This window comes from Paenibacillus jepli (genome assembly GCF_047238105.1).
Lineage (GTDB): Bacteria > Bacillota > Bacilli > Paenibacillales > Paenibacillaceae > Paenibacillus_D.
This window is the reverse complement of record NZ_JBDFMD010000001.1, coordinates 1,536,641-1,561,690: the sequence shown is the minus strand read 5'-3', so window position 1 is coordinate 1,561,690 and position 25,050 is coordinate 1,536,641. Positions and strand designations below refer to the sequence as shown.

20 protein-coding genes are annotated in these 25,050 nt (G+C 56.0%); 14 read left to right on the top strand and 6 right to left on the bottom strand.

Going from position 1 to position 25,050, the window contains the following annotated elements:
* Nucleotides 1–61: 61 nt before the first annotated feature.
* Together ABC336_RS07010 and ABC336_RS07005 are read right to left on the bottom strand one after the other, a co-directional pair.
* Nucleotides 62–2,431, bottom strand: coding sequence for a hypothetical protein (locus tag ABC336_RS07010; protein ID WP_413237998.1), 2,370 nt, complete (start codon nucleotides 2,429–2,431; stop codon nucleotides 62–64).
* A 151-nt stretch (nucleotides 2,432–2,582) separates the two neighbouring features.
* Complete coding sequence (locus ABC336_RS07005; RefSeq protein WP_413237997.1) at nucleotides 2,583–4,817, bottom strand: helix-turn-helix transcriptional regulator; 2,235 nt, start codon at nucleotides 4,815–4,817, stop codon at nucleotides 2,583–2,585.
* A gap of 175 nt (nucleotides 4,818–4,992) precedes the next feature.
* Between ABC336_RS07005 and ABC336_RS07000 the strand changes: the two genes are divergently transcribed.
* From ABC336_RS07000 to ABC336_RS06985, 4 genes are all read left to right on the top strand, one after another.
* Nucleotides 4,993–6,579 carry an extracellular solute-binding protein gene (locus tag ABC336_RS07000; RefSeq protein WP_413237996.1) on the top strand — a complete coding sequence of 529 codons (1,587 nt, stop codon included), beginning with the start codon at nucleotides 4,993–4,995 and terminating at the stop codon, nucleotides 6,577–6,579.
* A 90-nt stretch (nucleotides 6,580–6,669) separates the two neighbouring features.
* Nucleotides 6,670–7,617 carry an ABC transporter permease gene (locus tag ABC336_RS06995; RefSeq protein WP_413242456.1) on the top strand — a complete coding sequence of 316 codons (948 nt, stop codon included), beginning with the start codon at nucleotides 6,670–6,672 and terminating at the stop codon, nucleotides 7,615–7,617.
* 12 nt (nucleotides 7,618–7,629) lie between these two features.
* On the top strand, nucleotides 7,630–8,487 hold the full coding sequence (locus tag ABC336_RS06990) for a carbohydrate ABC transporter permease (RefSeq protein WP_413237995.1): 858 nt from the start codon (nucleotides 7,630–7,632) through the stop codon (nucleotides 8,485–8,487).
* Nucleotides 8,488–8,535: 48 nt separating this feature from the next.
* Nucleotides 8,536–9,528 carry a Gfo/Idh/MocA family protein gene (locus tag ABC336_RS06985; RefSeq protein WP_413237994.1) on the top strand — a complete coding sequence of 331 codons (993 nt, stop codon included), beginning with the start codon at nucleotides 8,536–8,538 and terminating at the stop codon, nucleotides 9,526–9,528.
* 93 nt (nucleotides 9,529–9,621) lie between these two features.
* Here ABC336_RS06985 and ABC336_RS06980 read toward each other — a convergent pair whose 3' ends face one another.
* The 3 genes from ABC336_RS06980 to ABC336_RS06970 form a co-directional block, all read right to left on the bottom strand.
* Nucleotides 9,622–10,647, bottom strand: a complete 1,026-nt coding sequence (locus tag ABC336_RS06980) for an NAD(P)/FAD-dependent oxidoreductase (RefSeq protein ID WP_413237993.1) — start codon at nucleotides 10,645–10,647, stop codon at nucleotides 9,622–9,624.
* 13 nt (nucleotides 10,648–10,660) lie between these two features.
* Nucleotides 10,661–11,683, bottom strand: a complete 1,023-nt coding sequence (locus ABC336_RS06975) for an ABC transporter substrate-binding protein (RefSeq protein WP_413237992.1) — start codon at nucleotides 11,681–11,683, stop codon at nucleotides 10,661–10,663.
* Between the two features lie 129 nt (nucleotides 11,684–11,812).
* On the bottom strand, nucleotides 11,813–13,444 hold the full coding sequence (locus ABC336_RS06970; protein WP_413237991.1) for an AraC family transcriptional regulator: 1,632 nt from the start codon (nucleotides 13,442–13,444) through the stop codon (nucleotides 11,813–11,815).
* Between the two features lie 174 nt (nucleotides 13,445–13,618).
* On the opposite strand from ABC336_RS06970, the gene ABC336_RS06965 reads away from it, so the two are divergent.
* The 9 genes from ABC336_RS06965 (at nucleotide 13,619) to ABC336_RS06925 (ending at nucleotide 21,508) form a co-directional block, all read left to right on the top strand.
* Nucleotides 13,619–14,344: an SDR family NAD(P)-dependent oxidoreductase gene (locus ABC336_RS06965; protein ID WP_413237990.1), complete on the top strand. Its 726-nt coding sequence runs from the start codon at nucleotides 13,619–13,621 to the stop codon at nucleotides 14,342–14,344.
* A complete protein-coding gene (locus ABC336_RS06960) occupies nucleotides 14,338–14,985 on the top strand; it encodes a ThuA domain-containing protein (RefSeq protein ID WP_413237989.1) in 648 nt (215 codons plus the stop codon). Before ABC336_RS06965 ends, ABC336_RS06960 begins: the two co-directional genes overlap by 7 nt.
* A 113-nt stretch (nucleotides 14,986–15,098) precedes the next feature.
* Nucleotides 15,099–15,461 carry a VOC family protein gene (locus ABC336_RS06955; RefSeq protein ID WP_413237988.1) on the top strand — a complete coding sequence of 121 codons (363 nt, stop codon included), beginning with the start codon at nucleotides 15,099–15,101 and terminating at the stop codon, nucleotides 15,459–15,461.
* Nucleotides 15,458–16,021 carry a winged helix-turn-helix transcriptional regulator gene (locus ABC336_RS06950; RefSeq protein WP_413242455.1) on the top strand — a complete coding sequence of 188 codons (564 nt, stop codon included), beginning with the start codon at nucleotides 15,458–15,460 and terminating at the stop codon, nucleotides 16,019–16,021. Before ABC336_RS06955 ends, ABC336_RS06950 begins: the two co-directional genes overlap by 4 nt.
* A 516-nt stretch (nucleotides 16,022–16,537) precedes the next feature.
* Nucleotides 16,538–17,443: a Gfo/Idh/MocA family oxidoreductase gene (locus ABC336_RS06945; protein WP_413237987.1), complete on the top strand. Its 906-nt coding sequence runs from the start codon at nucleotides 16,538–16,540 to the stop codon at nucleotides 17,441–17,443.
* Nucleotides 17,444–17,471: 28 nt separating this feature from the next.
* Nucleotides 17,472–18,461: a Gfo/Idh/MocA family protein gene (locus ABC336_RS06940; protein WP_413237986.1), complete on the top strand. Its 990-nt coding sequence runs from the start codon at nucleotides 17,472–17,474 to the stop codon at nucleotides 18,459–18,461.
* A 34-nt stretch (nucleotides 18,462–18,495) separates the two neighbouring features.
* Nucleotides 18,496–19,365, top strand: a complete 870-nt coding sequence (locus ABC336_RS06935) for a sugar phosphate isomerase/epimerase family protein (protein ID WP_413237985.1) — start codon at nucleotides 18,496–18,498, stop codon at nucleotides 19,363–19,365.
* The gene (locus ABC336_RS06930) at nucleotides 19,362–20,213 is read left to right on the top strand and encodes a sugar phosphate isomerase/epimerase family protein (protein ID WP_413237984.1); all 852 of its coding nucleotides are present in this window, start codon (nucleotides 19,362–19,364) and stop codon (nucleotides 20,211–20,213) included. Before ABC336_RS06935 ends, ABC336_RS06930 begins: the two co-directional genes overlap by 4 nt.
* A gap of 218 nt (nucleotides 20,214–20,431) precedes the next feature.
* Complete coding sequence (locus ABC336_RS06925; protein ID WP_413237983.1) at nucleotides 20,432–21,508, top strand: Gfo/Idh/MocA family protein; 1,077 nt, start codon at nucleotides 20,432–20,434, stop codon at nucleotides 21,506–21,508.
* A 65-nt stretch (nucleotides 21,509–21,573) separates the two neighbouring features.
* On the opposite strand, the gene ABC336_RS06920 is transcribed toward ABC336_RS06925, so the two are convergent.
* On the bottom strand, nucleotides 21,574–23,625 hold the full coding sequence (locus ABC336_RS06920) for a helix-turn-helix domain-containing protein (protein ID WP_413237982.1): 2,052 nt from the start codon (nucleotides 23,623–23,625) through the stop codon (nucleotides 21,574–21,576).
* Nucleotides 23,626–24,104: 479 nt separating this feature from the next.
* On the opposite strand from ABC336_RS06920, the gene ABC336_RS06915 reads away from it, so the two are divergent.
* Nucleotides 24,105–25,046 carry an ABC transporter permease gene (locus tag ABC336_RS06915; protein WP_413237981.1) on the top strand — a complete coding sequence of 314 codons (942 nt, stop codon included), beginning with the start codon at nucleotides 24,105–24,107 and terminating at the stop codon, nucleotides 25,044–25,046.
* Nucleotides 25,047–25,050 lie beyond the last annotated feature (4 nt).

Genomic DNA, 25,050 nt, shown 5'->3' with positions numbered 1-25,050 from the left:
ATCTGGCCCTTGAAATGTAAAGCCATCCCCGTCTGCAGACAGGGATGGCTTTTACATCGGCCTAGTTCGGAACGTGGCTCAGATCATTCGTCACCAAGATCTGATCGACTTCGGAATCAGATTCCCTGCCCTTCAACATCAGGGTGTGGATGCCGCGATGAAGCTGGTACGTATTGACCTCGATCCAATGGAATTGATTATACGTATGGGACTCTGTTTTCAGATAGGGATAGCCGACATTATCAGTATTCATGCGAACATCCATGGAGTTGGAGCCTCCGTCCGGATAATAGACTCTAATCCAGACCTTCCACTCGCCGGTATGCGGAATGTTCACCCCGTACCCTGCCGTACCCGCGTAAGCTGTAGGTGTGAAGATCGTCTGTCCGTTCGAAGCGCCTGCACGATTCCTTACTTCCATCGGCGCTGCGACAGCCAAGTCCTCGGCTTCGAGCAACAGATAGTGAGGCGCGCTTGCCGGCGGCTGCGGCGCAGGATAGGTCAATTCCCCATTCGCGTCGATCTGGGCATTAGTCAGACTGCCCTCTGATTCATAGCTGACGAACTTTGATTTCAATAAGTAGCCGTTATTGTAATCTACCCCGTTCACCTTGCGGGAGAGGATCGTATTGCGCTCCAGATTCTCTTGAAGATACAAGCTATCGTTTCCAGTTTGAACCGTCACTTGATGGACCGCCTGATTCACGGATTGCGTAATCTGGATATTCTGCATATGACTGTTGAAGACCGTTAACGAGCTGAAGTCGTTGGCATCTGCCATCTCCAGGACAAATCCCATCCGTTTATTCTTATCGGTCAGCAGCACATTGGTGGCTGAGTAGTTCAGATAGCTGGTAAGACTGATGACCGGATCGCCATTAAAGGACGTATCCTGCTTCAACAGAATAGGGCGGCTGGCATCGATATTGTTATGACCGTTGATCGCGATGACATCTGACGCAAGAAAGCGGAGGCCGATATAGGTTTGTCCCAGCTGATAGGCCAAGGTATCCGTAGTGGCGAGAGAAGTGTGTGTACCGTTCCAAGGCGATCCGTTGATCAGGATACCGCTGAAGTCCTGGCCTGGAGCCAGCTCATCCTGATGTCCCAGCTCGGCCTTGACACGCAAGCTTTGCACGGTACGGTTTCTTGGATCGAAGTTATAACTGACGACTGCTTTATTCTCCTTCTGTACGGAAGTGACCCAGTGATGATTGAAGTCATCGAGATGAACCGGAATGTCGGTTGCGCGGAAGGCAATGCCGCTTCGTTCGTTGCCATTGTTCACCAGCATCTGGATGCTGTTCTCCTGATTTTCATTGCTTAAGACGGTTTTGGTCGTATTCATAATGCCCAGTGAGCTTCGTCGTCCCGACTGGGTAGCAAGCGAGTAGTGCGGCGTCTGATAGACATGAGAATCCACTCTGCCGAATTGGGCTTGCCATTCCATAGGCTGCGTTTTCTTCTGCTGGTAGATGCTCCTAACCGCCGCATTCGGCTGATAGTCGCTTAATAGCAGCTCTGTGCGCGGCTTAAAATCGAAGTTTTCGAGAGGACCTTCATCAAAGTACAGATAAAAGGCGGTCAGGACGGAAGGATTGGGGACAAATCCGCCATTCAGCGGTCGGGAGCCTGTTGTCGAGAACATCGTGCTAACCGGATGCATCTGATGAGCTACCGTGTACCAATGGAATTCAACCAGTTCGAGCAGGATCGCTTTTAATGTCGGGTCCTGGGCGTGTGAATAGGCATTCTGCAGGGAGGCGAGCTGAACGATATCATAGTTTCGGGAGCCGTATTCATTGATGCCGAACGACTCGGTAAACTGTTTGTACTCCTGCGCCCAAGCGAGCGCGGTCTGCTCATTGCCGACGGTTACCAGCGCATCGATCAGCGCCAGGAAGATATTGCCGTACCAGACCGGCACGTTCTCCCTCAAACCGAGGATGCATAGCTCGGCTTCCTGCAGAGTGCTCCCCAGTGCCGTCTGCACATCAGGCTCAAGCATGCTGTAATGATGATGATAGATATAGCCCAGAGTCGGTATGATGAACGCCACCGCATTGCGGTCGTTCACGGCCGTGTCCTCGTAGTACCAATAAAAATTACCCCGATTCGGCCCCGAAGTTTCCTGAAGGTCGATGACTGCCCGGATCAGATCGTTGGCGCGAGCCATCTCGATGCCTTTCTCCAGATAACAGTATGCCATCCACGCGCCATCCCGCGATAGATGTTTGCCCACGGAAGCATTGAACACCAGGTTCGTCGTTGCATTAAACTGAGGTTCGTAGACGTCCACGCACACATCCAGCATGTCCGCTTTTCGGTCGGCGAAGGTGGAGCTTGATGAAGCAGAGACAGCAGGACTGCTGACGGTATACATCGGAAGCAGCAGCAGGGACGCGAGCAGCAAGAGTAAAAGCCTTTTCATAAACCATACCCCTCTCAGCGTTTAATAGATTACAATATAGATGTATCATACACATGAGGGGAATGGCATTCTCAATATCCTCACTTATGAGCAGCATTACATATTTGAATAAAAATGATGATCAGTGATAAATAGCGAGATCAAACGGTTGTTATTGGGGAGGATTGCTGGCTAGCTGCCGTTTCTGATATTCGCCGGGCGTAACGCCAGTACTTTTCTTGAAGATCCGAATAAACGTATTAATATTGTGGCAGCCTACCTGCTCGGCAACCTGCTGAACCTTGGCATTGGACTGGCATAGCAGCTGTTTGGCGTTCTCTACTCGCACCCTATTGATATAATCGACCAGCTTCATCCCGGTCTGTTTTTTGAAGTACGTGGACAAGTAGCTGCTCGTGATGTTTAAGGGCCCGGATAACAGATCCAGCGGCAGATCTTTGGCGTAATGTTTATGGACATAGTCCGTTACATAATCTATGATATAATCCGATTTTTTCTCCTCTGCGTTCCACCTCTCCTGAATCAGCGCATATATAGCGGTAAAATAATGCTCATAGTCATCGATAGAATGAAAGATATCGGAAAACCGCCCGGGTGCCAGCTCTGTAATCTCCAAATCGATATGCAGAGGGATCGAATGAAGCTTTTTAATGATATAGCGGGTAAGATCCTCGGCATGTAAGGCAAACGTCCCGGATACCGTGCCCTTCTTGTGCAAACGGTGCAGATGCTTAATTGTAATCTGCGCCAGCTCATCGATTTGCGCCGGAGCCCAGTGCGTATCGATGCTTCGCACAATATCATTCAGCAAATGCCAGTTGCTCGGCTGCGGTGTGGAAGGCGATACAATCTGCGTCTCATCGTTCAACTGCCGCATATACAGCCCGCCGGAGAGCTCGTTGTACACCTCCGCGAATTCGGTTCCTGCATCTTGGACAGGACTGACGACAATCGTATAGAAGCCGTTCTCCCGATCCTCATCAAACACTTTCTTGAAGTATTGCAGCGTAGGATCAAGCTGTTCCCACTCCGTATCGGAGAAGATAAGGGACACCACCTGATCGGATTCGATCTGCAGCGTCACAGCATTGATGAACGTTTGCGACAAGATTTGTTCGATGAAGGCTTGGGAGAAGTACGTCCATTCCTCCAGTCCACTTGGCGATTGTCGCTTGATCGGATTCAGGCTGAACAGGATCATCACATAAGGAAGTGAGGCGCTGTGAGGGTCAGCATCGTCCTGTATACGTGTACGGATCCGTTTCAGTTTATTAAGATACGAATAATACTTCAGCTGCGTAGTTTGGCGGGCCAGATGTTGATCGGCTTGTTGGCTCGATTGTCTAGCCTTGATCATCTCACTGCCCAGCCAGTCAAATTCAGCGATGCGAGACGAGAAGGTGCCGTTGTCGACCGAATCGGTCTGGAACCCCTGGATTAACTGCTGCAGCGGGTGATTGATCCGATGGCTGAACCAGAGGGATGCGAGCAGGGCGGTTGCGATCGAAACCATCATGATCGTAATGAGCGTCAAGGTTTGCTGACGACTTTGAGCGGCGAGCGATTGATTGAATACTTTATAAGCATAGACAAGCTCGGTAACTTCGCCTGTATGGTAGATATAATAATCGTTGTTCACCTTGGTATAGCCTTGCTTGTCAGGGAAATGGGGAATGTCTTTCATTTGGTCGGGATGAGAAGCATACAATGCCTCACCTTCACTGTTTAAGATGAAGAAAGGCGATTCGGAGCTGAGCTGGGCAAACTGGCGAAAGGAATCCCGGCTATTGACAAAGGCGATCATCATGACGTTCGGCCGATACGGGTATTTGATAATGACGGGAATCGCGTCGCCCAGCGAAAGGTTTTGCCCGAAGTGACTGCGGGTAAATGGCGCGTCTGCAAGCAGCGTAAAACTGTGAGCGGATTCGAACTGATCCTGCCAAAAAGAAGGCGGATACAGCTCACTTTGCATAAACTTGCTGAACATCGTCGCCGGACTGGTTGTGCCTGACCATTCAATAATAAGCGGTTCATCCTTGAAGTACAGGACAATATTATGGACGAGCAGCATAGGGTTGGCGTTCATATATTTGAGCTCCTCATGGAGCTTTTTAGCCAGCTCGAATTTTTGTCCGGTTCGCTGCGCCGACGTGAACTGGACTACTTTGTAATCCAGAAGCAAGCGGAGCATTTCAGATTTGAGCAGCAGAAATTGCTGTTCATAGTCCCTCGTTGCTTTCTCCAAATTCAATTGGTTCTGTTTAATGATCTCGCGGCTTGCGCTATTCTTGTATAAAGAAAACTGAACGAGATTATATAAAGACAACGTAGCAATGACAATTAAGAAGCCGGTAATCAGTTTGTAAAATAAACTTTTCTTCATTGCCGGGCCCCCTTTATCTTTATATTTCTATCTCATCACCATATTTATAACTAATCTATAAATGACAACAGATGTGAAAGAACCTGCGATATCCAAGAGTAAGACTATAATGTACTATCAAGGTGAAATTAGTCAAGCTGCTGTTCACATCATAATTGAAAAAGGGAGAGATCGTATGACAGGGTCAAAAGCAACGAACACGTTCAAGCTCGGTGTCTTCATGATGATGGCGCTGACCATCGTCGTCTCAGGCTGCAGCTCCGACTCCGGCAGTTCGGAAGGGACGAGCACGCCCGCACCAACGAATCAGCCGGCGTCCCAGACGCCATCGACGGACGAGGGCATATTGGAGGACAGAACGATCTCCAAGTTTCTGTTATCTAATCCCACCTGGCCTTACGATGAGCAGTGGCCGATCTGGAGCATGATCAAGGAGCAGACCGGCTATGACGTCTCCGTACAGGTGTCCGCAGGCAATTATGATGAAGCGCTCAACCTGATCATTGCCGCCAATTCCACGCCGGATTTGCTGTATATGCCGGATATCGCCACAGCCAATCGCTTTGGCCAGCAGGGTGCTCTCGTCAATTTGCTTGACCATCTGGACGTTATGCCGAATTTTACCCAGTGGATGGAGCAGCATCCTGAAGCGGTAGAAGCTGCAAGAGCTGCGGACGGCAATATCTACATTGCGCCAGTCGAAGGAATCGGGGAAGCGAACAGAGATGTATGGTACTACCGCAAGGATATTTTTGATAAACACGGCTTGGAAGTGCCAAAGGATTATGATGAGATGTATGAGGTGCTCAAGGAACTGAAGCGTCTTTATCCCGAGAGCTACCCGTTCACCTCGCGCAGATGGTTTATACCGCTCGGCCAGATGGTCACGGCCTTCGGAGCACCAGCCAAAATTACAGCGGATGTAGAGCCTGTCTACTATGACTTTGACGAACAGACGTTTAACTATGGCCCGATTACAGAGGGCTACAAGAAAATGGTGGAGTACGCAAGCAAGTTTTATGCGGAGGGGCTGATTCCTCCCGACTTCCTCACGATGGACAACAAGCAATGGCAAGATATCTATGCGTCGGACAAAGCGTTTATCACGCCGGACAAGATCGGAAGAATCGACTTCCTGAATTCGGCGATGCGGGAAGGGAATCCGGAATTCGACATCCAGTTCATGCCGCCGCCGGCTGGAGAAGCGGGGGGTGAGCAGATATCGCCGTTCACTGCGCAAGCAGAGGCCAGCCTGTCGGTGTCTACAAGAACGAAGCAGGTCGAAAATGCGATGGAATATCTGGACTTCTTCTATAGCGAGAAAGGCATGCTGCTGTCGAGCTGGGGAGCAGAAGGCGTCTCCTATGAGACGGTCAACGGGGAGAAGCGTTTCCTGCCGGATTACAAGACCGTATCGGACATTCGGATGAAGCTGGGATTGGCTACGCCGGGGGTAAGCACATGGATCGATAATGAAGCGCATGTGTCCTTGTCCTCTGAAGAGACCAAGATTGCCTACACGGAAGCGCCGAGCTATGATGCGCCGAGACAGCCGACTGTACCGTTCACGGAGACGGAAAATGAAGAAGTCGCGCTGCTCGAGCAGACGATCAAGAAGTACAGCGACGAGCAGATCGCCCGGTTCATCCTGAATGAAAAGGACCTGAGCGAATGGGACAGCTACGTAGAGGAAGTTAGAGCCATGGGCGTCGACAGGCTGCTGGACTACTACACTTCAGCTTATGAGCGCATGCAGCATTAATCGCATCCGACAGGAGGTTCCACTCCGGGCTTTGCGGCGGCGGAGCCTCCTGCATCATCTTAGAAGGAGGAGGGCTTACTTGTGAATAGCATGGAGACTGCGCCTCTTGCCGATCATGTTCAGGTGCAACACAAAAAAACATGGCTTCAAAAATGCTACAGAGATCGCTATTTGCTATTGCTGATTCTTCCATGCGTGCTGTATTTCTTGCTGTTCAAATATTTGCCGATGCTCGGCATCGTGGTCTCGTTCAAGCAGTACAACATCTTCAAAGGATTGATGGCCAGCGATTGGGTCGGGTTCAAATATTACGCCATGTTCCTCCAAAGCAGAGACTTTATTCCGGTAATGCGCAATACGCTGCTGCTGGGTCTCTATAAGCTGGTGTTCGGGTTTCCTGCGCCAATCATCCTTGCCTTGCTGCTCAATGAGGTCCGGCTGGGCATTCTGAAACGATTCACGCAATCCATCACCTATCTGCCCCATTTCATCTCCAATGTCGTCGTCGTCAGCATGATGGTGATGTTCCTGTCGCCGCGCGGCGGCCTGATCAATCAGATCATCGGCTGGTTCGGCATCGAGCCTGTGAATTTCATGATCAAGTCGGAGATGTTTCGCGGTCTGTACGTGCTCTCGGAGATCTGGCAGCATGTGGGCTGGGAAGCGATCATCTATCTCGCCGCCCTGACAGCGATCGATCCGCAATTGTACGAAGCCGCCAAGATGGATGGAGCGGGGAGATGGAAGCAACTGCTCCATGTGACGTTCCCAGGGATCGTGCCGGCGATCGTCATCTTGCTGATCCTGAACATTGGAAAAGTGCTGGAAATCGGGTTCGAGAAAGTGTATTTGCTATCCAACCCGGCCATTTATGAAACATCAGACATCATCGGCACTTACGTCTATCGAACGGGACTGCTGAACGGCAATTACAGCTACGGCACAGCAATCGACGTTTTCTCGGGCATCATCAGCCTGATCTTTATCGTCGGTGCGAACACACTGAGCCGAAAAATCGGCGACACGAGTCTCTGGTAGGAGGTGCACGGCTTGAAAGCAACATTTGATATTTACCAATGGATCATCGGGCTTATCTTGCTCTTGATATCGATCACTATGCTTTACCCGTTCATCTATATGCTGGCTGTGTCGCTCAGCTCCGATTATCACGTCATGCGGGGAGACGTCACGATCTGGCCGAAGGGCTGGACGCTCAAGTCCTATCGTCTGGTGCTTGAAGACTCGCGTATCTTCACGGCCTACCTGAACACCTTCATCTATGTCTCGCTGGGGACGGTGATTGCTCTGGTGACTACGGCAATGGGCGCTTACGCGCTTGGCAAACGTGGCATGGTGATGCATAAGCCCTTGACGCTCATGGTCATCTTCACTATGCTGTTCAACGGCGGCATGATCCCGACTTTTCTAGTCGTGCAAGAGCTCGGCCTCATCGATACGATCTGGGCGATGGTGCTTCCGGGGGCGGTCAGCGTCTGGAACTTGATTATTATGCGAACCTTCTTCGCCAATATCCCCAAGGAGTTGGAGGAGTCGGGGAAGATCGATGGACTGAATGAAATCGGCATTTTCACCAAAATTGTGCTCCCCTTATCCAAGCCGGCGCTGGCGACCATCGGTCTGTTCTATGCGGTAGCGCTATGGAACAACTTCTATATGGCATTGCTGTACTTGCGAACCGAGAGCATGTTCCCGCTGCAGGTCATCCTGCGAAACATCGTGCTGGCTGGAGAATTCGACGGCGGCGGCGTCGGAGGCGACGAGGTGATCGTGGAGGAATCCTTGAAGTATGCCACCATACTCGTGTCCACGCTGCCGATCCTGCTGCTGTATCCGTTCTTGCAGAAGTATTTTGTGAAAGGTGCGATGATCGGGTCCGTCAAAGGGTGAAGGCGAGCGGAAGTCTGAGTCATTCCAGTTAGTTGAAAGGAGAAGGTTATGCGGACATCCCCGTTGAAAACGGCTGTACTTGGCGCCGGCAAGATTGCCGACAGTCATTTTGAAGCTATTCGCGCAGTGGACGGCTTCGCGGCGTGCGCGGTGGTCGATATCGACAAAGACAAAGCACACGCGTTTGGTGAACGTTATGATATCCGGGCATATACCGATTATCGCGAGATGTTCGATAAAGAATGTCCGGATGTCGCGATCATTGCGTTGCCTCATTTTCTCCATAGGGAAGCTGCACTTTACGCCGCCGCCCGTGGTTGCCATCTGTTGCTGGAGAAGCCGATGGCGCTCGATGTGCAGCAATGCGACGACATCCTGGCGGCAGTGCGTGAGTACAATGTGCGTCTGCTGATCGGGCATACGCAGCACTATTTTGCCGAGAATCAGAGGGCCAAGGAAATCCTGCGCAGCGGTGAGCTGGGACAGCTGGTGATGATCAACGACGTTCGTCACGTCCAGTACTATAGCGACAACAGGCCGGAGTGGTTCTTCCAGAAGAAGCTGTCCGGGGGCGGGATTCTGACCAATCTCGGCGCGCATGCCGTGGACAAGATCCAGTGGATCACGGACAGCCGCGTCCGCAGCGTGAAGGCGTCGCTTAGCCGCCACGGCGCTCGCGGCGACGTCGAGGGAAGCGGCGTGATCTACCTGGAGCTGGACAACGGCATCCCGGCTACGATCAGCCAATCCGGGTACGCGGGGGCCTCGCGCAATGAGACCGAGCTGGTATTTACAGGCGGGATGCTGAAGCTGGTCACCGGCAGCGGCTTGTGGATCAGTCGCAGCGGGGCATACGAGCCCGTGGAGATGGCTGCGGCGGCGGACCCGTATGAGCTGCAATATATCGATCTATTGATGTCCATACGCGAGCGGCAAGAGAGCTACAGCTCCGGCGAGTACGGGCGGAGTGTGGTAGCGGCGATCGAGCATATCTACAGGTCGGCGGCGACAGGTGCGGAACAGGAGTTGCCTAGGGTATGAGTGACGATCCGCCAGGGCGGCCGCTTCGGCAAGGTGCTCGTACGATTGAGCGACCAGCGCATGTACAGCAGAGAGGATCGCGGCTAGCTCGCGTCAAGTACCCGGCAGCTGTTTATTGCGCTCCCGGAACACCTCGTTGTGCGAGGAGACATAGGCCATCCCGGGCGCATCCGGCGCCAGGTAGCGCTTGGCGCTATTGACAGCCAGGATGGCATCGTTGAATGCGCCTGCGATCAGGCGGACTTTGCCGGGATGGGCAGCGCAATCCCCGGCGGCGTACACACCCGGAATCGCCGATTCGGTCTGTGCGTTGACGCTGAGCAGTCCATCCTCGATCTTGAGTCCCCATTCGGATAACGGGCCGGCGCTGCTGGTATACCCGTGGCTGATGATGACCTCATCGACTTCGAGCATCTCTTGCCCGCCGCCGTCCGGATGGGCCAGGGTGACGGCATGCAGACGGTCCCCGCTGCCAAGCAGCTTGACGATGCGACAGGGGGTCCGTACGTCGGCAACCTGTCGCATCGCCGCCACATTTCGCTCCATGGCGCGGAATGTCTCGCTGCGGTGCACCACCGTTACTTGGCTGGCCAGCTCTGCCAGCTCGATGGCCCAGTCGACAGCGCTGTTGCCGCCGCCGGAGATGAGCACCCGCTTACCGCGGAAGCGGTCCAGCTGGCCGACAGTATAGTGGAGATTCGTCACTTCATAGCGCTCGGCCCCTTCGATATCCAGACGCATGGGCTCCGCTACGCCTCGTCCTACGGCGACAAGTACGGTGCGCGAGTAGTGCCGCTCCCCCGTGTGGGTGCGCAAGACGATGAGCCCATCCGGCTCCCGGCGTTCCAGTCCCACCACCTGCTGGCCCAGGACAACGTCCGGGTCGAACGTGACAGCTTGCTGGGCGAGCCAGCCGATCAGCTTCTCGCAGCGGATAGGCGGGATGCCGCCGACATCCCAGATCATTTTCTCCGCATAGGTGTGCAAGAAGCCGCCCAGCTCCCCTTTGCCCTCGATCAGCTTGACCGACATATCGCGCATCCCGGCATAGAAGGCGGCATACATGCCGGCCGGACCGCCGCCGATGATGGTCAGATCCACGATAGCTTCCTCTTTCATTTCAGGAGCCCCCTTATTGTCCAAAGGCGTCCAGGATGACGTCGATCGCATAGCTGTCCGCCAGCGGCGACATCCCGACGTTGAACCATTCTTTGCCGCCGACCAAGTAGACCTGACCTTGTTGCACTGCTTTCAGCCCCTGCCACAGCGAGCTGGAAGTGAGCTCGTCATACGCGGTTTTCACTTCTTGGCTGGACTCGTCGTCCAACTGGATGATCAGATGATCCGCATCGTAGTCCGGCAGCACCTCCAGCGAGATGGAGAGCGCCGCTTCCTGCTGGGGAAACGCCTCGACCGGCTTCAAGCCGAGCTGCTTGTGCACCAGGCTGCCGCGGGCTATGTTCTCGCCGTGGATGACGAGTTCCTTGGCCATCACCCGCATGTACAGGACGGTCTCGTCGCCGACCAGCGTGTCGAGCTGCTGTGCAGCTGCCTTCTCTTTGGCCTGCAGTTCAGCGATGACTTGCTCTGCGGCCGCTTCCCTGCCGAGGACAGCTGCGATGTCGCGCAGCTCGTCCCGCCAGTCATCACGCTCTGGCAGCAGCACGGTAGGAGCGATCTTGGACAACTGGTCGTAATCCTTCTCTGCCCACCATTGGGGAGCCAGGATCAGGTCGGGCTCGGCAGAGAGGATGGCTTCAAAATTAGGCGTCTTGGCAATGCCTGTTTTGAGCGTATCTTGAAAGGGCTCTTCCAGATAAGCGGGGAATTCGTCATGATAGTTCTGCACCGCCACCGGTACGACTCCGAGCGCATAGAGTAATTCGGGATAGACGACGGACAGCCCGACCACACGCTCCGGATGTGCCGGAATCTCGATCGCGCCGATCGCGCTCTCGACGATCCGGTGCTGTGGGCTCTGCTGCTCCGGCTGCGATTGTTCGGCAGCGGAGCTTTCTTGGGCTGTCTCAGGTGTGGTTGCCCCCGACGCAGTGGCATTGCCGCTGTCCGTATCCTTACCTGCATTACCGCAAGCCGTAAGTATGGCAAGCAGCAACAGGATGAGTATGCCTGTCCATCTGTGTTGTCTGATCATGATCCGATCTCCCCCCTACTAGGTCATTTTTAATGAAAAATGTTTTAATTAAGATTAATAATCATTTTCATTTAGATGTAGTATAAAGGAAAATAATCGGCGCGTAACAGTCACGATCAGGACTTTGTTCTATGCACGATCATGCCATCGCTTGCGGACTTCATCGAGGATCAGGTCATGCGTGAAGGCCGTGTATTCGGATAGCGGACTGGCGCTGAGGCGGTCGATGCGTCCATTGCGCACAGCGTCCAATGCCTGCCACTGCCCGCTGTTCTGAAGTGCTTGCCACTGCTCCATCGCCTGCCGGTCCTCGTCCACGATCACGAGCAGGCGGTCGGCCTGCAAGGTATCCAGCATCGGGAGACTAAGGAACTCTCCAGGCCAATCGGATACCTGGCTGCCGGGTTTGGCGAATCCCAGATCCTCGTAAAAGACATCTGCGATGGTTCCGCTTCCCGGAACGGAAAGGCCCTGCGCTTGCACCCGCATAACAAGCAGACGTTCGTCACGGATCGCGGAAGCAATCTGCGCTCTGAGCGACTCAACCTTCCGGCTATAGCGGGTAAGCCAGGCCTCGGCCATCCCGGGAATCCCGAGGAACCGGGCGACTTCGCGAAGATGCCCGCGCCAGTCTTGACCGCTCCACGGGACCTCGTATACAGCAGCAGCCGCTTCCACTAGCGCCAGCCGCTCTTGCGGGTGCAGGAGGCTGTCGATGGCAAGGATGATATCACAGCTGCCGGCTGCGAGCTGATCGACTCTTTCTCCCGTGTCATCGCTTAAAGGAAGCACACGCTCGGTCTCGTACTTCCGTCGATAATAGCCGGTCCAGGGATGGCTGGCGGGCGCGGCACAGGGAATAATCTGCAGCGCCAGCAGGATGCCGATTATCTGAGGATGGTAAGCCGCGATCCGCTGCCGGCTGCTGCGCATAAAAGCGGCAGGCGTTATTCCCGAGATCTGTTTGAATTTGCGCCGGAAATAAACCTCGTCGGGGTAGCCGACATGGCTGGCGATGTCCTTGAGCGGATAAGGGGACACGGCGTTCATGAGAATCTGGGCCTGCCGGATGCGGTAGGAGGCGAGATAGTCCATGGCACTGCAGCCGTATCTTTTTTTGAACTGCCGCATAAAGTGCCGCTCGCTCATCCTCGCTGCCTGGGCCAGCTCCGTGATCGTCATCTTCTGCCGAAAATGGCGTTCAATATAGTCCCTGGCGTTGGCCAGAGCGGTAGTGTCGCCTTGTACTGCGCCGCTTGCATCGTCCAGCAGCATATACAGCAGCTCCTGGAAGCGGACTTCGGCGCCGAATCGCTGCAGCGGACGGTTCTCCTGCCATGGGCGGACGATCGCCTCGCAGGCCAGGGCCAATGCCAGTGGCGAGGAGGCTGTAAGTTCTTGAAGAGGCAGCCGCGCATCCGGTCTGATCATGCGGATGCGCTCCGTATCACGCTCCTCCTGTACGTAGACGTCAAATCGTAGGACATAGCTCCCTTGCTCATCCATCCCGCGAATCATCGCCTCGGCGAGTTGTCCGGGACTGCCGGCGTATGCGCAGCCTGCGCACAGCTCGATCAGCTGGCCGTCCAGACTGAGCGTCCCCTCGCCGCTGACGACACAGATCAGCAAGTGGGATTCGAGGAACTGATTGCCCAGCGACCACCTTCCGGTCCGGTCACCGATCCGTTCGACGGCTCTTAGTTTGAAGCTTAGGGACGCCAGCGAGGCGTAGACGCTCTCCCCGTTATGGATATCCGACACCGTTCATCTCCCCCTTCCTTATGACCTGTAGTCACGATGTTACCAGCTTACGGCGGAATCGCCCGATTGACAAGACCCTCCCGCTGCCAGTACCTGTCATACCGCTTTACGCTCGACTCCTTTACAATAAGCGTATCCAGGTACATTAATCTGTACATGAAGGAGAGGAAGCTTATGACACCATGGGCATTGGTTACAGGGGCGGACAGGGGATTGGGGCTGGCTCTGGTCAAGAGGTTGTTGGCTGGCGGCTGCCATGTGTTAGCCGGGCAGTTCGCTGATGAAGAAGGGGAGCTGGGGAGACTGGAGTCGCAATCGGGAGCGAGGCTGATCCGACTACGGCTCGATATAAGCGATGCCGGGAGCGTCGCGACGGCTGTGGAGAGGGTGAGGGCAGTCACGGACCGACTGGATATCCTGGTCAATAACGGCGCCGTCTTGGGCAACATTACGGCGACCATCGAGGATGAACTGGACTTCGCCGAGATGGAGCAAGTGTTCCGGGTGAACACGCTGGGCGCGCTTCGCGTGACGCAGGCACTGATCGGTCTGCTGCTGCAGAGCGACAGCAAGCTGCTCGTCAACATCTCCTCCGAGGCAGGCAGCATCGGTGATTGCAAGCGGACAAGCTGGTATGCCTATTGCATGTCCAAGGCAGCGCTCAACATGCAATCGCAGCTTATCTACAACCAGATCCGGCCGCAGGGAGGCAAGGTGCTGGTCATCCATCCCGGCCATGTGCAGAGCTACATGCAGGGCAAGCTGGACACGACCGGAAAGCTGACGCCAGACCAATCAGCCGCTCGCATCCAGCTGCTGATGGAACAGCGTCTGGCAGCTCCCGCAGACGGCGAGCCTCTGGCGCTGCTGGACTGCGAAGGGAGGGTGCTGCCATGGTAGAGCCGCATCCGCACCCTATCCGCACGCTGCTGATCGGTGATCAGGAAACCGCGCCGTATCATCCGTTGGAAGCGGTCCAGGACCGGATACTGGCGCTGCTGGGCGGCGCATTTGCAGTCACTGCCTCCGCAGGCCGCCACCTGCTGCGTGAGGACAGTCTGTCGGCGTACGAGCTGTGCATCTCTTATACCGATAGTTGGGATCAGGCGCCGGCACCCGAGGAGACGGCAGGCCTGCTGCGGTTTGTAGCGGGCGGCGGCGGGCTGCTCGTCATTCACAACGGGATCTCGCTGCAGGCCAGCCCGGAGCTGTGCCAGCTGATCGGGGCCCGATTCATCGGCCATCCGCCGTTTGCTTCGCTGCCTTTCAGCGTCGCAGCACCTGAGCATCCGATCGCCAAGGGGCTTGAGCCCTTTACGATGGAGGAGGAGCCTTACCGGTTCGAGCTGGATCCGCTGTCTGAGCTGGATATCCTGCTGACTTACGAGCATGAGGGCGAGGACTGGCCGGCAGCCTGGACACGTACTTATGGGCTGGGGAGAGTAGCTTACCTGATGCCGGGCCACCACGCTCCATCCTTTGATCATCAGGCATATCAGGTTTGGATCGTGCAAGCAGCTGGTTGGGCGGCGGGAAGATAGCAAGCGGTATGGAAGAAGGGGGTAGACCAGACTACAGGAAATAAAGGGAAAAACCACTTTACTACCGAAAGTATATCAAGTATACTATCGGTATTAAATGATGGAGGTGCTGTATGTTCAAACCTGGTGTTACCGTATGGTATAGTGTCAAAAGCTTGCAGGGAAGTCTTGAATTCTATAAGGATAAGCTTGGCTTCGAAGTGGTCTTCCACGATGCGGAGGGCGGCATGGCCATGATGAATACAACGACCGAAGGCTGTATCATCGGATTCTCGGAAGCGCAGGAAGTGGTGCCTTCGACTTCCTCGACGGTGTTCGAGGTGTATGATATCGATGCTGCGCGCCAGACGCTGGAGCAGAAGGGCGTGACCTTCCTCGGCGAGACGGAGACGATCCCGGATATGGTCAAGCTGGCGACCTTCATCGACCCGGACGGGCACAGTCTGATGCTCTCTGAGGAACTGACGCCGCTCTGAGTACAGAACAACAGGTAATCCGGCTCGCCCAGGCGCTGTCCGGACAGTGGACAGTGCCCATTCTGCTCGCGATGGACCGCGTCCGGGGGCGGTTTACACCGCTGCAGCATGAGCTGCAGATCGCTCCTGCAAGACTCAGCGATAATCTCAAGCGGATGACAGAGGCTGGTCTGGTGACGCATCTGAGTCCGCACGAACGCCGCCATCCCGCCCTGCCCGAGTATGTGCTCACCGAGCACGGCCTGCTGCTGCGTGATGCGGCCCAGGCACAGCAGGCGGCCGAGCAAGCCCTTGGTTACGGCCGGCTGTCAGCCAAGGCCTGGAGCATGCCTGTGCTGCTGGCGCTCCATTACCGGCATGAGCGCTTCAACCAGATCGCCCATGCCCTGGAGCAAGTGACACCGCGCATGCTCTCGAAGCGGCTGGACGAGCTGCATAGTCTCGGCGCTGTCGACAAGCAGCTGGACGGTCAGGCCCGGCCGTCCTTCCTCTACGGGCTTGAACGCGCATCACAGCCGCCTGTACGTCAACTGGCGGTCGATCTGGTTTCCATCGTGTGATCGGCTGCGGTATGATGATACGGATCGGCAGTTCGGGGAGAAAGGCTCATCACACTCGTTTTTTTGGGGTGCGGTGAGCCTTTTTATGCTGTGTATCTTCTATTGTGGATAAGCAGGTCGAAGGATTCCGTGAATAGGGAGGTGAGTGGTAATGAACCGACGAGAGGACACAGTAGGCGCTAATTCGAGCAGGACGTGTGTTTGGCTCGACTTACGGACAGAGGATACGTTATCGGTCTGAAAACAGGACCAAATGAGCACAAAACCAGCACATAACAGATCGTGTGTCCGTAGGGCCTGCTCCGGGTAAGGTTTTGTTCCAAATAGACGCTATGGTGTCCGTTGTCGGCAGTTCTAGGCTGCATAAATAGGTTTATGAATATTGACCCTCAATATGGTATATACGAAGATCTGCCGTTAGCCTGAAAAATGGTCAACAATCCAAAACATTGCATATATCTCTCCCGTACCGGATCTGCTACCATACTAGGCAAGCTTGCACAGGAAGGAGATTATATGCAATCCAACTTACGAATCGGCATGATCGGACTGGACACCACCCGGGCGCCGGCATTCACCCGTCTGCTGCACGAGGAGAGCCACCCGTACCATGTGCCGGGCGGCATCATCGCAGCCGGATACCCCGGCGGGTCGCCGAGCTTTGAGCTTAGCATCACCCGGGTCGACAGGTTCACCGCGCAGCTGCGCGACGAATATGGTGTGAGCATCCTGGAATCTCCGGAAGCGGTGGCAGAGCAGTGCGATGCGATCATCCTGGAGTCCGCAGACGGGCGGATGCATCTGGAGGAGTTCAGACGGATCGTGTCTTACCGCAAACCGGTATTTATCGACAAGCCGCTGGCGGTTGCCAGCGCGGACGCCCGGACCATCGCAAGTCTGGCGGAGGAGTACGGCGTGCCGGTCATGAGCTGCTCGGCCGTCCGCAGTTCCGCAGCTCTGACGGAAGGACTGGCGCTAGCCGGCGGCTCGCCTGTCACCGGTGTGGACTGCTTCGGCCCGCTGCCGCTGGAGGATGCCCAGCCCGGCCTGTTCTGGTACGGCGTCCATACTGCGGATATGCTCTACCGTGCGATGGGACGAGGGTGTAGCGAGGTGACCGCGGTGACCCAGGGCGACCATGAGGTGATCGCGGGCGTGTGGGGGAGCGGCAGGATCGGCACGCTGCGCGGCAACCGGAGCGGCAACGACCGGTTTGGCGCGCTGCTGCATACCGAGGCAGGCACGAGCTTCATCGATGTGGACAGCCACCCCAAACCGTATCTGGCCAGCTTGCTGGAGGAGATGCTGACGATGTTCCGGACGGGCGTCTGTAGCGTGCCGATCGATGAGACGGTCGAGATCGTCCGCTTCCTGGAAGCGGCCAACGAAAGCCGAATCACAGGTCGTCCGGTGGTCTTATAGAAGTGCGAAAATGAAAGGGGCAAGTGAGATGGAAGAAAGACGCGAACTGCGCGTAGCTTTGCTTGGGGCCGGCATCATCGCCGGAGCGCATCTGGAAGCCATCGCAGCCACGTCAGGCGTCATGGCATGCGCGGTGGCGGATATCGACCAGGCCAAAGCCGGCGAGCTGGCGGAGCGTTTCGGGATTCTGAGCTATACCGACTACCGCGACATGCTGCGCGAAGAGCGTCCTGACATCGCGGTCATTGCGCTGCCGCATTTCCTGCACAAGGAAGCCTCGCTGGCAGCGATCGCGTATGGCGCTCACCTGATGCTGGAGAAGCCGATGGCGCTCTCGACCGCTGAGTGCGATGCAATCATCACAGCGGCGGAGCAGGCAGGGATCCGGGTGCTCGTCGGTCATACCCAGCATTACATAGCAGAGAATATCGAGGCCAGGAAGTGGGTCCGCAGCGGCGAGCTCGGTACGCTCATTATGATCCAGGATAACCGTCATCTCCCGTACTTCCGGGCGTCTCGTCCGGCGTGGTTCCTGGACAAGGCACGCTCAGGGGGCGGCATCCTGGCCAATCTGGGGACGCACTCGATCGACAAGATCCAGTGGCTGACAGACAGTGCCATATGCCGGGTTAGCGCGATGACCTCGCATCATGCGGACAGAGGCAACGTCGAAGGCAGCGGGATGATCTTCATGCGGCTGCAATCCGGCGTCGCCGCCACCATCGTCCAATCCGGCTATCCGGGCGAAGTCCGCGACGAGACGGAGCTGATCTTCGCCGGCGGGATGCTGAAGCTGGCGACCGGCCGGGGTCTGTGGATCAGCCGCGGCGGCCCCTACGAGCCGCTGGCGGTGCCGCAGACGGCGACGCCGTTCGAGAGACAGTATGCCGAGCTGGCGGCGGCGATCCGGGAGGGCCGGGAGACGGATTGCCCTCCTGCCTATGCGCGCGGCGTCATCGGCGTATTGGAGGCCGTCTATCGTTCGGCAGAGATGGGAGAAGAACAGACGATCGACTAGCAGCACTCACCACGTACAGAGAGGAGACTGACTGATGAGATGGGATGCGCTGGGCGTATTGACGGACGAAGTGTCCGATGATCTGGAGGAAGCGCTGGACTGGGCAGTAGACAGCGGCCTGAAGCATGTGGAGCTGAGAGTAGTAGACGGTGTACATGTCATGGATCTGACCGACGAGCAGCTGCGTGAAGCACGCAGGAAGGTGGAGCGGCGGGGTCTGTTTGTCTCTGCGATTGCCTCCCCGGTGTTCAAGTGTGCATTGGACACGGAGCGGCAGGTCGCTTCAGGAGACACCTTCGGCCAACAGGAAGAGGATGTGGAGGCGCATTACCGCAAGCTGGAGCGGGCGCTGGACATAGCCGGGCTGCTCGGCACCTCGCGGATCCGGATATTCTCTTTCTGGCGGGAGAGCGATCCGTCCGCCTACAGCGAGGTAATCGTCAGCCATCTGCAGCGTGCGGCGGTGCTGGCGAAGGAGCGGCAGGTAACGCTGCTGCTGGAGAATGAACCGTCCTGCAACGGCGGGTACGCGGACGAAGTGGCTGAGCTGGTCGAAGCTGTTGGTTCGGCAGCGCTGCAAGCGTTGTGGGATCCGGGCAATGAAGCGTATGGCGGCCGGGAGGCGTTCCCGGCCGGCTATGCCCGGATCCGGCAGTCGGTCGGACATGTGCATCTGAAGGATGCGCTTATCCGTCCTGACGGGTCGCCGCAATGCGTGCCGCTGGGATCGGGCCGTGTCCTGTTGCTGGAGCAGCTGCTGGCGCTGCAAGACGATGGTTACGAAGGTCTCTACACGTTGGAGACACATTATATCCCGGAGGGCGGCACGAAGCGAATGGGGACGCAGATGACCCTGGACGGACTGCGAGCCGTACTTGCGAAGGAAGAGGGGAGCAGAGGATGAACATCGCAGCCTTTAGCGGCGCCTACAGCGCGTCCAATTTCCGGGAGGCGGCCTCCGCCGTCAGTCGACTGGGCTTCCAGGGCATCGAGATCGCCGCACGCGGCAGCCATCTCGCGCCAGCGTCGACGGCGGATCAGGTGAGGGAAGTGAAGGCGATCGCCGATGGCCATGGCTTGGCGATTCCAGTCCTGGCAGGCTATGCCGGTGGGTTCTCGACGGCGGCGGACGAGGCCTGTGAGCAGGCTTACGGGGACTTCCTCGAGCTGCTGGAGATCGCCGGGGAACTCGGTGCAGGGGCGATCCGGGTCCAACCGGGCGGGCCCAACGCCTTTCTGGCGGAGCCGGGTCACTATGAGCGGGCAGCCCGCTGGCTGGACCGCTGCGCCGAAGCCGCGCAGCCATGCGGCGTGAATGTGCTGGTGGAGCTCCACAACGAGACGCTGGTCGAGTCGGCCGATGATGCGCAGCGATTGCTCGATCTGCTGGAGTGGGACAATATCGGCTGGATCCACGACGCCGGCAACATGTATATCTCGGGCGCGGACTACGGCGCGGACTCCGTCCGCAAGCTGCGATCCCGCTTGTTCCATGTCCATGTCAAGGATGAGCGACGCCTGGATCCGCAGCTGCCGCCGCAGCCAGGCGAGTTTACGGCGCGGACGCGCCGCGGCGACGAGCGTTTCGTGCCTTGTCTGCTTGGAGAGGGCGAGGCAGATCACCACGGCTTGTTCGCGGGTCTCGCCGAGATTGCCTATACCGGCTGGATCACGCTGGAGTGCCACGCGCCGCTGCCGCCAGACGCGATGGCGGCTGATTTGAAGACAGTGCGTACGTTCTTGAACTACTGATTTGTGAAAAAGTTAGGAGAGGATCGGATCGTGTCTGGAGAAGCGCAGCGCTCGCCTGAAAGCTTTTCGCAGAAAAGCTAGCTTCGGAAGCATACGCTGTCCCCGGATTTCAACCCCTGCCGGGGTTATCTAATCAAGAACTTTGGGGACAACAGCGATCGGAAGAACGAATCGTCCACGCAAACTATTTTTCACTATTTAGAAGGAAGGCGATTAAAGTGACCCAACGCGTGTTGAAAGTAGGACTGATCGGCCTGGGACGCAGCGGCCGGGATATCCACGGCAATCTGCTGATCCAACTGCCCGAGCTGTACACCATTGCGGCTGCAGCGGACCGGATCCCGGAGCGCCGGGAGCGGGCCGTGCGCGAATACGGCTGCCGCACGTACGCCTCCTGGCAGAAGATGACCGAGCAGGAAGAATTGGATCTGGTCGTCAACGCCTCGTTCAGCCACGAGCATGTGCCGATCACGCTGGCGCTGCTGGAGCGCGGCTGCAGCGTGCTGTGCGAGAAGCCGCTGGCCCGCACAGTGGCAGAGGTAGACCGGCTGATCGAGGCGGCAAGCCGCTCCCGCGGCATCCTCGCCGTATTCCAGCAGGCGCGCTATCAGCCAGCCTTTCGCCAGCTGCAGGAGGTGATCGCCTCCGGCGTGCTGGGGCGGATCGTCCAGATCGATCTGACGATCAGCGGCTTTGCCCGGCGCTGGGACTGGCAGACGCAGCAGAGCAAGGGTGGCGGCAGCCTGATGAACACGGGGCCGCATCCGCTCGATCAGGCGCTGCAGCTGTTCGGAGGCGACCGGCTGCCGGATGTGTACTGCCGGATGGAAAAGGCACTGACGCTGGGCGATGCCGAGGACTACGTCAAGCTGATCTTGAGCGGACCGGACGCCCCGCTGATCGACATCGAGATCTCCTCGTGTGCGGCTTACTCGCGTCCGGCGTACCGTGTTCAGGGGACACGGGGCGGTCTGCAAGGGGATGGCAGCCGACTCGAATGGAAATACTATCTGCCCGATGAGGCGCCCGAGCAGCTGCTCGCGGAGGCCCCGCTGGCCAAACCCGACGGCACCCCCGCCTACTGCAGCGAGCAGCTCTCCTGGCAGGAAGAGAGCTGGGAAGCGCCGGCGGCGAGCGTGACGCCCTTCCATGAGATGACGGAGATGCTGTACACCAAGCTGCACGATGCCTTGACCAATGGAGCTGAGCTGGATATTACCTTGCAGCAGGTGCGAAGGCAGCTGCAAGTGATGGAGGCTTGCCGCAGCCAGAACCCCCATCTCTATACCGGATAACAACGAGCAGCCCCGAGTCCGCAGCGCGGATTCGGGGCTGCTGACATATTTGCTCTCCTAATCTTCTAATCCAGCGTCTGATGCTGCCGGCGGTACTCGGTCGGCGTCACCCCGGTATGCCGCTTGAAGGCGCGATTGAACGGAGCGACGGTCAGATAGCCGACGAGCGACGCGATATCCTGGATTTTCAGGTCGGTGCTCTGCAGCATCTCCATTGCTTTCCCCATCCGGAACGTGTGCGTGTATTCGCTCAGATTGATCCCTGTCTTTTCTTTGAAGTACGAAGAGAGATAAGAGTTTGTAATATTCAGCTTCTGCGACAGCAGATCCAGGGAGATGTCTTCTCCGTAATGAGACTCCACATAATCTTTGACGAAGGAAATCATATAATCGGACTCGCTGGCCTCCTTCTTATTTCTAACCGTCTGAGCCAGCAGCGACAGATAATGCTCGAAAAAATGTTTGAAATCGTTCACCGTGCGGCATGCCTTGAGCGCTTCGTAAGTTTGCTTCGGATTCTCGTAGCCAGGTACGGTCAAGGACTTGGCATAGATGACCTTCAGCGCTTTCTCCACGATCTGCTTGCTCAGCGCGATGATATGATGGGCAGGGGCACCGGCTTTGTGAAGCTGTTCGATGAGCTTGTGGACGAGCGGGATGACGATCGCATCGTTGCCCGCATGAAGATTGGCCGTCAGTTCCTGCTCCTGGGCCAGCGTCGGCAGCATCGGCAGCGTCAGCGGCTCCAGGCTGGAGAACACCTGGATATCTTCATCGAGTCTGCGCTGGCCCGTGTACTCGAGCACCCTGTCGTACGTTTCATTGAACTGCTCGGCATCGCTTCGCAAAGCACTGATTCCGATGGTGAATTGGAAGTACAACGTTTCGGGCTGCAGCAGAGAAACGAGCGGTTCCAGCGCATCCTTCTCACTGCGGTGGTGCGAATGCTCGAAGAGGATCGTCAGGATCACATTTTGTTCGATCTGGAACGTCAGCGAATCGGGACTGCGGCTGTGGAAATGCATGCGGATCAGCTCGGTAATCAGCGCATAAGATCGGCTGGATTCAAGCGCTGTGCCCGACAAAGCGTCCTTTTTGAGCGTCAGATGCGTCAGGATCAGACGGTAGGGCCGGTTGCTGTCGATGGCCATCTTAATATCGGTCAGATTGGCGGAGATCATCTTGAGCCGGCTGATATAGGCATACTGCTGCAGCAGCGAGTTTTTGGTGTCCAGATCGCGGTGAATCGTATGATTGATCCGGAACAGATCGTGGATCTTCTCGGCGAGCAGCTTGAATTCGGTGATGCGGCTGGGCTGCAGCGCGAGCGGCTGACCGAGCTGCTCTACGGCCTGCAGGATATTGTGCAGCGGATTCTGAAACTTCCTGGCGAGCAGCAGAGCGACGATCAGGCTAAGCACGCAGGACGACAGCAGGATGAGCAGGAACACCAGATTCATCTGCTTGAACTGGCTGGTCACCGCCCGGATCGGGATCACATCGACATACATATAGCCCGTCTGCGCAGCCTGCTGGTAGAAGTAGATGGTCTCATCCTGCTCGATAAAGCCTTGCCCTGTCAGAGCAGTAAACGCCGGATCCCCCTCCGTTGACCGTCCCGAGGAAGCGAAGATCGGCTGCCCGCTCCGGTCAAGGATGTAGAACCAGCCGCTGTCGGTGCGCTGATGAAAGTCCTTATACATCCCCGTACCATCCACAAGTCCGATTACTCCGAATTGCCTATCATTTTCCTTTTTGGCCAGCACCGGCAGGAGGGTACCATAGTAAGCGTTGCCATATGGCGTTCGTTCGTTGAACTCGGCGCCGGAATAGATATGGAAGCTTTGCGATTTGGGCAGCTCATCCTGCCAGAAGTCAGGCCCGTACCGATCACTGGCATAGAATTTGGAGAACATGGTCTCGGGATCCCGGCTGCCATCCTTATCGATGAGCAGCTTCTTGTCTTTGAAGTAATAGATGATATTCTCCAAATATAAGATGGAGTTGTTCAAGGTGCCTTGGAGATCCTGCTGAATTTTGAACATCGTCGGGTATTCGGAAGGACGGCTGTGTACATCCAGCAGCGTCTGTACTTCTGTATTGAATACATGGGCCATCAAATTGCTTTTGAGCTGGACAAAATGCTTTTCGTAATTGGCGACAGTTGTATGTAAGTTGAGGCTGTTGTTTTTAATAATCTCACTACGAATGTTATCTCTGAAAAACATATACGAGAGGTAATTAAAGGAAGTGAGGAGTAAAATGATTCCGCCAAAGCTGATACATAGCGCTGTGAAGAGAGACGTGTTTCTTGGGCTGGCGAGCTTCATTTTACGGCCCCCGATCGAAAATAAAGTCCATTTTTGCTCGCTAAAGTATAGCACAGCCGCGAGAAAAGCGACAAACATCACTTTTTCGCATCCTTGACTTGTTTTTAACTGCGCAGGCTGCAAAGCCTTGACACCGCAAGATAGATCAAGCTTTGCAAAACGAAATGATTTTGCATTGGCGTCAGTTTTGCTACGATCATGATGTCAATTGGAAGCGGTTGTCGATGAAACCTGCATAACTTACACAAGGTTGGGGGAATGGCCGGATGCATCCTGCGGATCGAGCAATGCCTGTATTCAAGAAAGACAGCTTCGCCCGCAAATGGGGACGAAGCAAATATTTGCTGCTGTTGTTTTTGCCTACTTTGTTGTACTACATTTTGTTCAAGTACGTCCCGATGTTCGGAATCGTGGTCTCCTTTAAAGACTACAATTTATTCCGCGGCATCTGGGCGAGCGATTGGGTTGGCTTGAAATATTACCGCATGTTTTTTGACAGTCCGGATTTCTTCAAGCTAATCCGCAACACGTTCCTGCTGGGACTGTACAAGCTGATCTTCGGCTTCCCGGCCCCGATCATTCTGGCGCTCCTGATGAATGAGCTGCGGCACATGATGTTCAAACGTTTCGTCCAGACGGTCAGCTATCTGCCGCACTTCATCTCCAATGTCGTCGTCGTCAGTATGCTGACGCTGTTCCTGTCGCCATCGAGCGGATTGATCAATCAACTGATCGAGGGCTTGGGCTTGGACGCGATCAACTTCATGGCGCGCGAAGACATGTTCCGCAGCATCTATGTGCTCTCGGAGATCTGGCAGCATGTCGGCTGGGAGACCATCATCTATCTGGCGGCTTTGACCGCGATTGATCCGCAGCTCTACGAAGCTGCCCGTATGGATGGTGCGTCGCGCTGGAAGCAGATGCTGCATGTGACGCTGCCGGGTATCCGTGCGGCCATCATTATTGTGCTGATCCTCAATGTAGGCAATGTGCTGGAGATCGGCTTTGAGAAGGTGTTCCTCATGCTGAACCCGGCCATCAACGGCACGGCGGATATCCTGAGCACCTTTGTCTACCGGACAGGACTGACACAGGGCAATTTCAGCTATGCTGCCTCCATCGATCTGTTTACCAGCCTGATCAACCTGGTCTTCATCCTGACGGCCAACTGGATTAGCCGCCGGGTGAGCGAGACTAGCTTATGGTAAGGGG